The organism is Micromonospora sp. NPDC047620 (assembly GCF_043205005.1).
Taxonomy (GTDB): domain Bacteria; phylum Actinomycetota; class Actinomycetes; order Mycobacteriales; family Micromonosporaceae; genus Micromonospora.
Map to the genome: position 1 here is coordinate 413,734 of NZ_JBIDDG010000001.1, position 12,594 is coordinate 426,327.

Sequence of the window (12,594 nt, forward strand, 5' to 3'; positions counted from 1 at the left end):
CGCCACCATCCAAGCTGGACGGGGCGACCACCGCGAACGCGGGGGAGCGGGGCGGATCAGGCGGGCAGGCTGGCGACCCCGCGTGGCAGGAACCGCTGGCCGGTGACCCGCTCCGAGGTGCCGGTCCGGTCCAGGTACGGCGTGACGCCGCCCAGGTGGAACGGCCAGCCGGCGCCGAGGATCATGCACAGGTCGATGTCCTGCGCCTCGGCGACGACGCCCTCGTCGAGCATGAGCCGGATCTCCTGGGCCAGCGCGTCGAGCGCGTTCTGGCGCACCTGCTCGGCGGTGAGCGGCTGGTCGCCGACCACCAGCAGCTTCGCCACCTCGTCGTTGACCTGGTCGTCGACGACGATCGGCTGACCGGAGTCGGCGATCCGCTTGAGGTTCTCGCTGACCCCGAACCGGTCCGGGAACGCGGCGTGCAGGGTGCCGCCCACGTGGTACGCGACGGCCGGCCCGACGAGCTGGAGCAGGGCGAGCGGGCGCATCGGCAGGCCCAGCGGGTCCAGCGCGCTGTTCGCCACGTCCAGCGGGGTGCCGGCGTCGACGGCCGCGAAGACGGTGCCCAGGAAGCGGGTGAGCAGCCGGTTGACCACGAACGCCGGCGCGTCCTTCACCAGCACCGAGGACTTCTTGAGCTGCTTGCCGACCGCGAAGGCGGTGGCGAGGGTGGCGTCGTCCGTCCGCTCGCCCCGGACGATCTCCAGCAGCGGCATCATGGCGACCGGGTTGAAGAAGTGGAAGCCGACCACCCGCTCCGGGTGCTCCAGCTCGGCCGCCATCGCGGTGACCGACAGCGACGAGGTGTTCGTCGCCAGCACGGCCTCCGGCTTGACGATCTTCTCCAGCTCGGCCCAGACCTGCTTCTTGACGTTCAGGTCCTCGAAGACCGCCTCGATGACGAAGTCGGCGTCCGCGAAGACGCCCTTGTCGACCGAGCCGCTGACCAGGCCGTACAGCTTGGCGGCGGTGCCCTTGTCCATCCGGCCCTTGCTGACGGCCTTCTCGATCTGGGTGTGCACGTAGCCGACGCCCTTGTCCACCCGGGCCTGGTCCAGGTCGGTCAGCACCACCGGCACCTGGAGGCGGCGGGCGAAGAGCAGGGCGAGCTGGCTGGCCATCAGGCCGGCGCCGACGATGCCCACCTTGGTGACCGGGCGGGCCAGGCCCTTGTCCGGCGCGCCGGCCGGCCGCTTGGCCCGCCGCTGCACCAGGTCGAAGGCGTACAGGCCGCTGCGCAGCTCCTCCGAGAAGACCAGGTCCGCCAGGGCCTCGTCCTCGGCGGCGGTGCCGGTCGCGAAGTCGGCGTCCTTCGCCGTCTCCAGCAGGTCCAGCGCCTTGTACGCGGCCGGGACCGCGCCGTGCAGCCGCTGGTCCAGCGTCGACCGGGCGAAGTAGAGCACGCCCGCCCACATGTCCTTGTCGACCTCGGGACGGGTCACGGTGACCTCGCCGCGGACCACACCGGCGGCCCACTCCAGGGACCGCTCCAGGAAGTCCGCCGGCTCGAGCAGCACGTCCGCGATGCCCATCTCGGCGGCCTGCCTCGGCTTGAGCATCTTGTTCTGCATCAGCGGGTTCTGGATGACCACCTGGGTCGCCGCCGGGATGCCGATCAGGTTCGGCAGCAGCTGGGTGCCGCCCCAGCCGGGGACCAGGCCGAGGGAGACCTCGGGCAGGGCCAGCGCCGCGGCGCCGCCGGAGAGCGTCCGGTAGTGGCAGTGCAGGGCCAGCTCCAGGCCGCCGCCCATCGCCGCGCCGTTGACGAAGGCGAAGGTCGGGATCTCGCTGTCCCGGAGCCGGGCGAAGACCCGGTGGCCGAGCCGGCCGATCTCCAGGGCCTGCTCGCGGTCGGCGAGCTGCGGGAGGCTGGTGAGGTCCGCGCCCACGCAGAAGACGTACGGCTTGCCGGTGACCGCGATGAACGCCGGATTCGCCGCCACGGCGGCGGTGATCGCCTCGTCCAGGCTGGTCAGGCCGCCCGGGCCGAAGCTGTTCGGCTTGGTGTGGTCGAAGCCGTTGTCCAGGGTGATCAGGGCGGCCGGCCGGTCCAGCCCCGGTACGTTCACCGAGCGCAGCAGCGCCTTGGTGACAACCTCGTTCGGTGCGGCGAGGCTCACTTGTCTCCACCCTCCCAGTGCGGGTTCTCCCAGATCACGGTGCCGCCCATGCCGATGCCGATGCACATGGCGGTGAGGCCGTAGCGGACCTCCGGGTGCTCGGCGAACTGCCGGGCGAGCTGCGTCATCAGCCGCACGCCAGAGGAGGCGAGCGGGTGACCGATGGCGATCGCGCCACCCCACGGGTTGACTCGGGGGTCGTCGTCGGCGATGCCGAAGTGGTCGAGGAAGGCGAGCACCTGCACGGCGAACGCCTCGTTCAGCTCGAACAGGCCGATGTCGTCGATGGTCAGGCCGGCGAGACGCAGCGCCTTCTCGGTCGACGGGATCGGGCCGACGCCCATCACCTCGGGCTCGACGCCGACGAAGCCGAACGAGACCAGCCGCATGGCGACCGGCAGGCCCAGCTCGCGGGCGACGTCCTCGGAGGCGAGCAGGCTGGCGGTGGCGCCGTCGTTCAGGCCGGCCGCGTTGCCCGCGGTGACCTTGCCGTGCGGGCGGAACGGGGTCTTCAGGGTGGCGAGCTTCTCCAGCGAGGTGTCTCGGGGCGCCTCGTCCACCGTGGCCAGGCCCCAGCCGCCGTCGGCGTCGCGGATCGCCATCGGCACCAGGTCGTCCTGGAGCTTGCCGTTGGCGTACGCCTTCGCGGTCTTCTGCTGCGAGGCGAGCGCGAAGGCGTCGGTGCGCTCCTTGGTGACGTGCGGGACGCGGTCGTGCAGGTTCTCCGCGGTCGCGCCCATGACCAGCGCGGACGGGTCGACCAGCTTCTCGGCGACGATCCGCGGGTTGGGGTCGACGCCCTCGCCCATCGGGTGGCGGCCCATGTGCTCGACACCCCCGGCGATGGCGACGTCGTACGCGCCCATGGCGATGCCGCTGGCGACGGTGGTCACCGCGGTCATCGCGCCGGCACACATCCGGTCGATCGCGAAACCGGGGACGGTCTTGGGCAGGCCGGCCAGCAGGGCGGCCGTCCGGCCGATGGTCAGGCCCTGGTCGCCGATCTGGGTGGTGGCGGCGATGGCGACCTCCTCGACCCGCTCCGGCGGCAGCTGCGGGTTGCGGCGCAGCAGTTCGCGGATGCAGCGGATGACCAGGTCGTCGGCGCGGGTGTTGGCGTACATGCCACCCGCCTTGCCGAAGGGGGTGCGGACGCCGTCGACGAAGACGACATCCCGGACTTCACGGGGCACTGGAGCCTCCTTTTCGACCACGATTCGGCCTTCCGCGCCGACAGGCGGCACGACGGACGAATGAAGGTCGCCGGCACGGGCGTGTTCCTCCGGATGCTACTCGCCAGTAACCACCGTCGGCACCCACCCCCATGTGGCCAACCCCACACCCACCCCACCCACCCCCACCCCACCCCTGCCGGCTCCCGGTGCCGGGCGCGCGTGTTGATCATGAAGTTGTTGTTTCGACACGCCGAGGGCGGTGATAACAACTTCATGATCAACGGGGAGGGAGGGGAGTGCGGGGCCGGGGGGAGGGTCAGGCGGGTGGGGGTGGGTCGGTGAGGGCCTCGGTGAGGGCGGGGAGGAGGAGGGCGATCTGCCACTCGCGGGCGTTGAAGCCGCGCAGCGTCTCCGCCACGGTCTCCTCGGTGACCTCCTCCGGAGGGACCCAGGCCAGGCGGCGGATCGAGTCGGGGGTGATCAGGTTCTCCGGGGGCAGGCCGTGCGCCCCGGCGATCCGGACCACCACTTCCCGGCACCGGGCCAGCCGGGCCGCCGCCACCGGGTCCCGCTCGGCCCAGCGGTGCGGCGGCGGGGGACCCTCGACCGTCGGGGCGACCGGCAGCGCGTTCTCCGGCAGTTGCCGGGCGTCGTCCAGCGCCGCCAGCCAGGTGCGAGCCAGCCGCCGCACCGAGCGGCCGCCGAATCCGGGCAGGGTGAGCAGGGTCTTCTCGTCCTTCGGGTCCAGCTCGGCCGCCGCGACGATGGCCGAGTCCGGCAGCACCCGCCCCGGGGCGGCGTCCCGTCGGGCCGCGATCTGGTCCCGCGCGTACCAGAGGGAACGCACGCGCGCCTGCGCGCGCGCCCCGCGCACCCGGTGGATGCCGGAGGTGCGGCGCCACGGCTCGGCGCGGACCCGGGGCGGCCGGGCGCCGGTGCGCACCAGCGCGGCGAACTCCTCCGCCGCCCAGGCGGACTTGCCCTGCCGGGTCAGCTCCTCGTCGAGCGCGTCGCGCAGGTCGACCAGCATCTCCACGTCCAGCGCCGCGTAGGTGAGCCAGGACTCCGGGAGTGGGCGGCTCGACCAGTCGGCTGCCGAGTGGTGCTTCTCCAGGCTGTAGCCGAGTAGCTGCTCGGTCAGCGCGGCCAGGCCGACCCGCTCGAACCCGGCCAGCCGGGCGGCCAGTTCGGTGTCGAAGAGCCGGCGCGGGCGCAGCCCCACCTCGGCCAGGCAGGGCAGGTCCTGGCTGGCCGCGTGGAGCACCCACTCGGCCTCGCCGATCACCTCGTCGAGGGCGCTCAGGTCGGGCAGCGGCAGCGGGTCGATCAACGCCGTGCCGGAGCCGGCCCGGCGCAGCTGCACCAGGTATGCCCGCTGGCTGTAGCGGTAGCCCGAGGCCCGCTCGGCGTCCAGGGCGACCGGGCCGGTGCCGGCGGCGAAGCGGGCCACGACCTCGGCGAGCTCGTCCGGCGTGGCCGCCGGCTGGGGTGTGCCCTCGCGCGGGGCGGTCAGCGGAACGGGCCCGTCGGCGTTCGGTTCGGTCCCCGCGTCCTCCGGCTCCGGCCGGGCCGACGGCGGGTGGTGCGCTTCGTTTCCCGTACGGCTTTCGGCGGCCCGACGGCGCAGGGGTGGTTCGTCGGTCACCTGACAACCCTAGTGCGCGACGCGATCCGGCGGGTGCAGCCGGTCCGGTGCGTGTCGATCGGACGGTCGGCCGGGTCCTCGCCCAGCCGGACATCGGGGAAGACAAACCCCTTTCGCGCAGGTACGGTCCATCGAGCCGTTTGCGCCGGTACGGCATCATCAGGCCCCGGGACACCGCGGGGCGGCTACGGGGAGGGCAAGGCGATCATGACTGCTGGCTACGGGTCGGCGGACACGGGTCCGGCGGGGCCGGGCGACGGGAGCTACCGGCCGGGGCCGCTGCCGCCCCGGATCGAGCCGCCCGCGTCGGCGTACCCGCAGAACGTCCCGGGGCAGGCCCCCGCCGCGCCGCCGCGGACGACCTGGTCACCGCCGCAGCAACAGGGCCAGTGGGGCGCCGCCCCGGTCGCTCCCGCCGGCTGGGGGCAGGGCGCCGCGCCGTCCGCCGTCCCGACAGCCCCCGGCGGCCCGACGTCCGCCGGAGCTGCCCCGGGCGCCGGCTGGCCTCCCGCCGCCGGGCAGGCGTCCCCGGGCGCCCCCGGGCAGCCGCCGGCCGCCGGGCAGCCGCCCGTGCCCGGCCAGCCGCCGGCCGCCGGGCAGCCGCCCGTGCCCGGCCAGCCGCCGGCCGCCGGGCCGGCCCAGCCGTACCCCGCCGGTCCCGTCCAGCCGGGCGCCGCGCCGGCCTCCCGGGGCCGCTGGCTGACCGTCACCGCGCTCGTGCTCGCCGGCCTGCTGGCCGTGGTGACGGGCGTGCAGGCGTACCAGATCCACCGACTCTCGGACCGGCTCGGCGACACCGACCGCCGGCTGGACGCGGCGCAGGCGGGCGACGGGACCCGGCTCGACGGGCTGGAGAGCCGGGCCGAGGCGCTGGAGAAGCAGGCGGGTGCCGCGTTCAACCCGGAGGCCGTCGCCAGCGCGGTGCTGCCCAGCGTGTTCCGGGTCCGGGCCGGCAACTCCACCGGCACGGCGTTCGCCATCGGCAAGCCGGCCGCCGGCGGGGGCACCAACCTGTTCACGAACTACCACGTGGTGGAGTCGGTCTGGGAGGCCGGCGAGCGGGAGGTCTTCCTGGAGCGCACCGACCAGCGCTTCCCGGCGACCATCGTCAGGGTCGACGAGGCGAACGACGTCGCCCACCTGCGGACCACCGGCAAGTTCACCGGCCTGGTCGCCGCGCCGGCCGCCGTGAAGTCCGGGCAGCAGATCGTCGTCGTCGGCGCGCCGCTCGGCCTGGAGGACAGCGTCACCACCGGCGTGGTGAGCGCCTTCCGCGCGGCGGGCGGCGGCCAGGGTCCCGTCATCCAGTTCGACGCCCCGATCAACCCCGGCAACTCCGGCGGCCCGGTGATCAACGGCAGCAAGCAGGTGGTCGGCATCGCCACCGCCAAGGCCCGCGACGCCGAGGGGATCGGCCTCGCCGTGCCGATCAAGGTCGCCTGCGACGGTTTCAAGATCTGCTGACCCGGTCAGCACCCGACCCGTACCCACCCGGTCCGGCCGACCATGCCGCCCGGACCAGCTCACGCGGAGGAACAACGACATGTCCCAGCCACCGACCGGGCCGGGCGGCTACCCGCCGTACCCGCCGCAGCCGCCGGCCGCGCCCGGTCAGCCGCCGTCGGGCGGCGCCCCGCACGGCACCACCTACGGCACCCCCCGCCAGCACACCCCGGAGCAGGCCGTGCCGCAGCAGTACGGCGCCCAGCCCGCCGGGTCCTCCGGCTATCCGCAGTCCGCGCCGCCCGCAGGGTCCGGCTACCCGCAGTCCGCGCCGCCCGCCGGGTCCTCCGGCTACCCGCAGTCCGCGCCGCCGGCCGGGTCCTCCGGTTATTCGCAGTCCGCGCCGCCGGCCGGGTCCGGCTACGCCCCGGCCGGCACGCCGGCTGCCGCGCCGCAGGCCGGCCAGGTCTCCGTCCCGCCCGCCTTCGGGCAGCCGATGTCCGTGCCCCCCGCGTCCGGGCCGTCGTACGGGCAGCCGATGTCCGGCCCGCCCGGCTCCGCCCCGCCCTTCGGCGCCCCCGCGCCGGGTGCCGGCAAGAGCCGTAAGGTGCTGGTCCTGGCCGTGGTGGCCGGCCTGCTCTTCGTCCTGGGCGGGGTGATGACCGGCCTGTTCGTCAGCACGAGCAGCGAGCTGGACCGCACCGAGAAGAAGATGGCCAGCGAGGTCAGCCAGCGCGACGGCACCATCGCGGCCAACGGCAAGGAGATCGAGAAGCTCAAGGCCGACCTGCAGACGGTGAAGGACAAGCTGGACGACACCGAGCAGGACCTCACCGGCACCCGCAACGACCGGGACGAGCAGGCCCGGCAGAAGAAGGTCATCGCCAACTGCCTCGACAAGCTCACCACCGCGCTCGGCGCGGCGGCGGCCGGCAACAAGGCGGCCTACGACAAGGCCGTCCAGGGCATGGACAAGATCTGCAACGAAGCCGAGAAGTATCTGTGAGGTGACCCGTCGCGGGGTCAGGCCGCGCCGGCGGGGCGACGCTCCGGCAGCGCGGTCACCCCGGGCGGGGGCAGCCCGGCGGTCGAGGCCAGCAGCGCGCACCAGGCGAGCAGATGCGGGGCGAGGTCGTCGTCGACCGGCGTCCAGGAGGCGCGGATCTCGATGTCGCCGGCCGCGGGCGGCCCGGCCAGGTCGCCGAACCGGGTCGACATGGTCTGGGTGATCGTGCCGCCGATCGCGGTGTGCCCGGCGTCCTGCGCGTCCAGGGCGTCGGTCAGCCACGTCCAGCCCACACCCGGCAGCAGCGGATCGGCGGCCAGGTCGACCTCCAGATCCGCCGTCACGTAGGTGACCAGCCGCAGGGTGCCCCGCCAGGCCTCGTGCCCGGCCGGGTCGTGCAGCAGGATAAGCCGCCCGGAGGCCACCTCGTCGCCGTCGCGCACGACGGTGGCGGAGAGCGCGAAGGCGTACGGGGCGAGGCGCTGCGGCGCGCCGATCTCCTCCAGCACGATCTCCGACCGGGGTGCCGCGGACCGCAGCCCGGCGACCGCGCGGGCGAAGGTCTCCGGGAGCGCGATCGGGGGGGCCATGCCGGCAGCCTATGCCCGGCAACCCGCCGCCGCCGGAAACGGCACGCCGGGAGCCGGCCCTCCCGCGGCCCGCGTGCGACGGCCCGGCGGGCCGGGGAAGCCCCGCCGGAGGCGCCTCCGTCGAGGCAAGCTGACGGGGGTCACAAATGGCGGCGCTGCCCGCTGCCGCGGGTATGCCGCGTGGCACGATGGCCGCGATGACCACCACCACGACGGGCGACGACGCCCGAGACGAAGACACCCGCTCCGGCGGACCGGCCGACTCGCCCTTCGTCCGGGCCTGCCGGCGTCGGCCCGTCCCGCACACCCCGGTCTGGTTCATGCGGCAGGCCGGCCGGTCGCTGCCGGAGTACCGCGAGATCCGGGCCAACGTGGCGATGCTGGAGTCCTGCCGCCGCCCCGAGCTGGTCACCGAGATCACCCTCCAGCCGGTACGCCGGCACGGGGTGGACGCCGCGATCCTGTTCAGCGACATCGTCGTGCCGGTCGCCGCCGCCGGGGTGGACCTGGACATCGTGCCCGGCACCGGCCCCGTGGTGGCCGAGCCGGTGCGCACCCTGCCCGACGTGGAACGGATCCGGCCGATCACCCGCGACGACGTCTCCTACGTGGACGAGGCGGTCCGGCTGCTCGTCGCCGAGCTGGGCGACACCCCGCTGATCGGCTTCGCCGGCGCGCCGTTCACCCTGGCCAGCTACCTGGTCGAGGGCGGCCCGTCGCGCACCCACGCCAAGACCAAGGCCCTCATGTACGGCCAGCCGGAGCTGTGGCACGCGCTCTGCCGCCGGCTGGCCGAGGTGACGCTGGAGTTCCTGCGGGTCCAGGTGGCCGCCGGGGTCTCCGCGGTGCAGCTCTTCGACTCGTGGGCCGGCGCGCTGTCCGAGGCCGACTACCGCCGCTTCGTGCTGCCGCACTCCGCCGCGGTGCTCGCGGGGCTGGCCGACGCGGGCGTGCCCCGGATCCACTTCGGGGTGGGCACCGGCGAGCTGCTCGGCGCGATGGGCGAGGCCGGCGCCGACGTGGTCGGCGTCGACTGGCGTACGCCGCTGGACGTGGCGACCCGCCGGATCGGCCCGGACAGGGCCGTGCAGGGCAACCTCGACCCGTGCGTGCTGCTCGCGCCGTGGCCGGTCGTCGAGGGCGAGGTACGGCGGATCCTGGAGCAGGGCAGGGCCGCGCCCGGGCACGTGTTCAACCTGGGGCACGGCGTGCTGCCGGAGACCGATCCCGACGTGCTGACCCGGGTGGTGGCCCTGGTGCACGAGCTGTCCGCCCAGCCAGCGGACCGGGGGTGAGCGGCATGCGGGCGCCGTGGCGGGTGGCGGTGGTCGGCGGCGGGATCGCCGGGCTGGCCGCCGCGGTCCGGTTGCGCGACCGCGCCCCCGCCGACACCGAGATCACCGTGTACGAGCAGTCCGGCGCGCTCGGCGGCAAGCTGCGCACCGGCGAGCTGGCCGGCTCGGCGGTGGAGTTCGGGGCGGAGTCGTTCCTGATGCGCGACCCGGCCGGGGGCGAGTCCGCCGCCGTGGCCCTGGTCCGCCGGCTCGGCCTGGGCGAACAGATCGTGCACCCCACCGTCGGGCAGGCCGCGCTGGTGGTCGGCGGCGCGCTGCGCCCGATCCCGGGCGGCACGCTGGTGGGCGTACCGGGGGATCTGGAGCGGGTGACCTCGGTCGCGCGTCCGGCGGCGGACGCCGACGCCGACGCCGGCCGGCCGCTGCTCGGCGCGGACGACGACGTCTCGGTCGGCGCGCTGGTCCGGGCCCGGTTCGGCGACGAGGTGGCCGACCGGCTGGTCGACCCGATGCTCGGCGGCGTCTACGCCGGCCGGGCCGACGACCTGTCCCTGGTGGCCACCATGCCGGCGCTGGCCCGGGCCGCCCGGGTGGAGCACACCTTGGTGGGGGCGGTGCGCGCCGCGCAGGCCGCCGCTCCCCGGGCGCCGGGTACGCCGGTCTTCGGCACCCTGGCCGGTGGGCTCAGCACGCTGGTCCGGGCCGCGGCGGCGGCGAGCGGGGCGACGATCCGGCGGGACGCGGCGGTGCGCGAGCTGACCCCGACGGGGGCGGGGTGGCGGCTGACCGTCGGCCCGACCCGCGACCCAGAGCTGGTCGACGTCGACGCCGTGGTGCTGGCCGTGCCGGCCCGGCCGGCGGCGCGGCTGCTCGGCGGTCCGGCGCCGGCGGCGGCCGAGCGCGTCGGCGAACTGGACTACGCCAGCGTCGCGCTGGTCACCCTCGTGTTGCCCGAGCCGGAGCTGCCCGAGCTGTCCGGCTTCCTGGTGCCCAACACCGAGGGGCTACTGATCAAGGCGTCGACCTTCTTCACCACGAAGTGGGGGCACCTGCGCCGGGCGGACGGGCTGGCGCTGGTCCGCGCCTCCGTCGGCCGGTACGGCGAGGAGCAGCAGGTGCAGCGCACCGACGAGGACCTGGTCGCCACCGTGCACCGGGAGCTGTCGGCGGTGCTCGGCGTGCCGCTGCCCACCCCGGTCGCCGGGCACGTGCAGCGCTGGGGCGGTTCGCTGCCGCAGTACACCCCGGGTCACGCCGACCGGGTGGCCGCCGCGCGGGCCGTCCTGCGGGCGGACCACCCGACGCTCGTCCTGGCCGGCGCCGGGTACGACGGCGTCGGCATCCCGGTCTGCGTCCGCTCCGGCGAGACGGCAGCCGAAGAGATCATCACAGCACTGGGAGGATCGGGGACATGACCGAGCAGACCAACGCGGCCCGGCTGCGGGAGCTCAACGCCAGCATCCGCTACACCATGTGGTCGGTGTACCGGGCCAGCAGCCCGCTCCCGTCGCTGCGCGAGAACGTCACCGGCGAGGTCGAGACCCTCTTCGAGGAGCTGGCCGGCAAGGACGTGGTCGTCCGTGGCACGTACGACGTCGCCGGCCTGCGCGCCGACGCGGACCTGATGATCTGGTGGCATGCGGCCTCCAGCGACGACCTCCAGGACGCGTACCTGCGGTTCCGTCGCACCGCCCTGGGGCGGGCGCTCACCCCGGTCTGGTCCCAGATGGCCCTGCACCGGCCGGCGGAGTTCAACAAGAGCCACATCCCGGCGTTCCTCGCCGGCGAGGAGGCCCGCTCGTACATGTGCGTCTACCCGTTCGTCCGCTCCTACGAGTGGTACCTGCTGCCGGACGCCGAGCGGCGCGAGCTGCTCGCGGAGCACGGCAAGATGGCCCGCGGCTACCCCGACGTGCGGGCCAACACGGTGGCCTCGTTCGCGCTCGGCGACTACGAGTGGATGCTCGCCTTCGAGGCCGACGAGCTGCACCGGATCGTCGACCTGATGCGCGACCTGCGGGCCGCCGGTGCCCGCCGGCACGTGCGGGAGGAGATCCCGTTCTACACCGGCCGCCGCCGTTCGGTCGCCGAGATCGTCAACGGCCTCGTCTGACGTAGGGCCCGAGACCCGCCCGCACAGCACTGTCGAGCTGCCCCGTCCGGTGGGCAGCTCGACAGTGACCTGAGGAGGCTGGTGCGCGGGTCGCTTTCGGCGCTCCGCCCGGAGCGACCCGGACGGAGCGTGGGTGCGGCCGGCGGTGGAGTCGTGGGCGGCTGCCGCATCTCTAGCGTTCCCAGCCAATGCCTTCCCGGCGCATCGGGGTGTGCGGGATGCCGTCCTCGACGTAGCCGGGGCCGCTGACGGCGAAGCCGTGCCGGGCGTAGAAGCCGACCAGGTGGGACTGGGCCTCCAGCACGCACGGGCGGTCGCCGACCACCTCCAGTGCCGCCGCCATCAGCCGGCCGGCGTGCCCGCCGCCGCGCGCCCGCGGCGTGACCACCACCCGCCCGATCCGCGCCACGCCGCCCGGGTCGGCGAGGATCCGCAGGTACGCTGCCGGCGCGCCGTCGTCGTCGAGCCACAGGTGCCGGGTGCCGGGCTCGACGTCCCGCCCGTCGAGTTCCGGGTACGGGCACGCCTGCTCGACCACGAACACGTCGATCCGGAGCCGGAGCAGGTCGTGGAAGGTGCGGGCGTCCAGGTCGGCGAACGTGGCGACCCGGACCGGAAGGTTCTGCTGCGGCATGCGGCGATGGTAGATCGACTCACGGGCTGCGCGTGTCGCCGAGTGACTCCAACAGGGTCCGCAGGGTGTCCGCGAGGGTGTCGCGCTGCGCCGGGGCGAGCGCGGCGAGCAGCCGGTCCTCGGTGGCGACGTGGTCGGGCAGGACCCGGTCGATGAGCGCCAGTCCCTCGTCGGTGAGGCCGACCTGCACCGCGCGGCCGTCGGTGTCGCTGCGGGTGCGGGTCACCAGGTTGCGCGCCTCGAGCCGGTCGAGTCGCTGGGTGACGGCGCCGGAGGTGACCATCGACGAGTGCATCAGCTGGGTCGGGGTCAGCCGGTGGGGCGGGTCGCTGCGGCGCAGCGTGGCGAGCACGTCGAAGGACGCGGAGTCGAGGCCGTGCGCGCTGAACGTGCGGTGCATTTCCGCCCCGGCGAGCCGGGAGAGCCGGGAGAGGCGACCGAACACCCCCATCGGGGAGGCGTCCAGATCCGGTCGTTGGGCGGCCCATTGCTCCAGCACCCGGTCGACGTGATCGGCCATCCGCCCACCCTAGCAGCGGTGCTTTAGTGGTGAGGTACTTCACGGCGGAC

General features: G+C 74.7%; 11 protein-coding genes. 5 read left to right on the forward strand and 6 right to left on the reverse strand.

Going from position 1 to position 12,594, the window contains the following annotated elements; translation table 11 throughout:
• Positions 1-56: 56 nt before the first annotated feature.
• The 3 genes from ACGF5C_RS01850 to ACGF5C_RS01860 form a co-directional block, all read right to left on the reverse strand.
• Complete coding sequence (locus ACGF5C_RS01850; protein ID WP_393295779.1) at positions 57-2,123, reverse strand: 3-hydroxyacyl-CoA dehydrogenase NAD-binding domain-containing protein; 2,067 nt, start codon at positions 2,121-2,123, stop codon at positions 57-59.
• On the reverse strand, positions 2,120-3,316 hold the full coding sequence (locus ACGF5C_RS01855; RefSeq protein ID WP_350711030.1) for a thiolase family protein: 1,197 nt from the start codon (positions 3,314-3,316) through the stop codon (positions 2,120-2,122). Before ACGF5C_RS01855 ends, ACGF5C_RS01850 begins: the two co-directional genes overlap by 4 nt.
• Before the next feature lie 298 nt (positions 3,317-3,614).
• On the reverse strand, positions 3,615-4,943 hold the full coding sequence (locus ACGF5C_RS01860) for a ribonuclease D (protein WP_393295781.1): 1,329 nt from the start codon (positions 4,941-4,943) through the stop codon (positions 3,615-3,617).
• A gap of 207 nt (positions 4,944-5,150) precedes the next feature.
• Here ACGF5C_RS01860 and ACGF5C_RS01865 point away from each other — a divergent pair, with 207 nt between their 5' ends.
• Together ACGF5C_RS01865 and ACGF5C_RS01870 are read left to right on the forward strand one after the other, a co-directional pair.
• Complete coding sequence (locus tag ACGF5C_RS01865) at positions 5,151-6,407, forward strand: trypsin-like peptidase domain-containing protein (RefSeq protein ID WP_393295783.1); 1,257 nt, start codon at positions 5,151-5,153, stop codon at positions 6,405-6,407.
• A gap of 79 nt (positions 6,408-6,486) precedes the next feature.
• Positions 6,487-7,392, forward strand: a complete 906-nt coding sequence (locus ACGF5C_RS01870; RefSeq protein ID WP_393295785.1) for a hypothetical protein — start codon at positions 6,487-6,489, stop codon at positions 7,390-7,392.
• 17 nt (positions 7,393-7,409) lie between these two features.
• Here the strand turns inward: ACGF5C_RS01870 and ACGF5C_RS01875 are convergent, their stop codons facing one another.
• Positions 7,410-7,982 (reverse strand): DUF3000 domain-containing protein, encoded by a 573-nt coding sequence (locus ACGF5C_RS01875; protein ID WP_393295787.1) that lies wholly within the window; start codon positions 7,980-7,982, stop codon positions 7,410-7,412.
• Between the two features lie 197 nt (positions 7,983-8,179).
• Between ACGF5C_RS01875 and hemE the strand changes: the two genes are divergently transcribed.
• Genes hemE through hemQ form a run of 3 tightly spaced genes read left to right on the forward strand, consistent with a single transcriptional unit; the run spans position 8,180 to position 11,390 of the window.
• Positions 8,180-9,277, forward strand: coding sequence for a uroporphyrinogen decarboxylase (gene hemE / locus ACGF5C_RS01880; protein ID WP_393295789.1), 1,098 nt, complete (start codon positions 8,180-8,182; stop codon positions 9,275-9,277).
• 5 nt (positions 9,278-9,282) lie between these two features.
• Entirely contained in the window at positions 9,283-10,692 is a 1,410-nt protein-coding gene (hemG, locus tag ACGF5C_RS01885) for a protoporphyrinogen oxidase (RefSeq protein ID WP_393295791.1), read from the forward strand.
• Positions 10,689-11,390: a hydrogen peroxide-dependent heme synthase gene (hemQ, locus tag ACGF5C_RS01890; RefSeq protein ID WP_393295793.1), complete on the forward strand. Its 702-nt coding sequence runs from the start codon at positions 10,689-10,691 to the stop codon at positions 11,388-11,390. Before hemG ends, hemQ begins: the two co-directional genes overlap by 4 nt.
• A gap of 172 nt (positions 11,391-11,562) precedes the next feature.
• Here hemQ and ACGF5C_RS01895 read toward each other — a convergent pair whose 3' ends face one another.
• Positions 11,563-12,024, reverse strand: a complete 462-nt coding sequence (locus ACGF5C_RS01895) for a GNAT family N-acetyltransferase (protein WP_393295795.1) — start codon at positions 12,022-12,024, stop codon at positions 11,563-11,565.
• Positions 12,025-12,043: 19 nt separating this feature from the next.
• Positions 12,044-12,544, reverse strand: a complete 501-nt coding sequence (locus ACGF5C_RS01900; protein WP_393295797.1) for a MarR family winged helix-turn-helix transcriptional regulator — start codon at positions 12,542-12,544, stop codon at positions 12,044-12,046.
• Positions 12,545-12,594: the final 50 nt, after the last annotated feature.

Excerpts from the sequence above, each read along its gene's own strand:
- ACGF5C_RS01895 (WP_393295795.1), bottom strand. The coding sequence starts at position 12,024 with ATGCCGCAGCAGAACCTTCCGGTCCGGGTCGCCACGTTCGCCGACCTG.
- ACGF5C_RS01900 (WP_393295797.1), bottom strand. The coding sequence starts at position 12,544 with ATGGCCGATCACGTCGACCGGGTGCTGGAGCAATGGGCCGCCCAACGA.
- hemQ (WP_393295793.1), top strand. The coding sequence starts at position 10,689 with ATGACCGAGCAGACCAACGCGGCCCGGCTGCGGGAGCTCAACGCCAGC.
- hemG (WP_393295791.1), top strand. The coding sequence starts at position 9,283 with ATGCGGGCGCCGTGGCGGGTGGCGGTGGTCGGCGGCGGGATCGCCGGG.
- hemE (WP_393295789.1), top strand. The coding sequence starts at position 8,180 with ATGACCACCACCACGACGGGCGACGACGCCCGAGACGAAGACACCCGC.
- ACGF5C_RS01875 (WP_393295787.1), bottom strand. The coding sequence starts at position 7,982 with ATGGCCCCCCCGATCGCGCTCCCGGAGACCTTCGCCCGCGCGGTCGCC.
- ACGF5C_RS01865 (WP_393295783.1), top strand. The coding sequence starts at position 5,151 with ATGACTGCTGGCTACGGGTCGGCGGACACGGGTCCGGCGGGGCCGGGC.
- ACGF5C_RS01870 (WP_393295785.1), top strand. The coding sequence starts at position 6,487 with ATGTCCCAGCCACCGACCGGGCCGGGCGGCTACCCGCCGTACCCGCCG.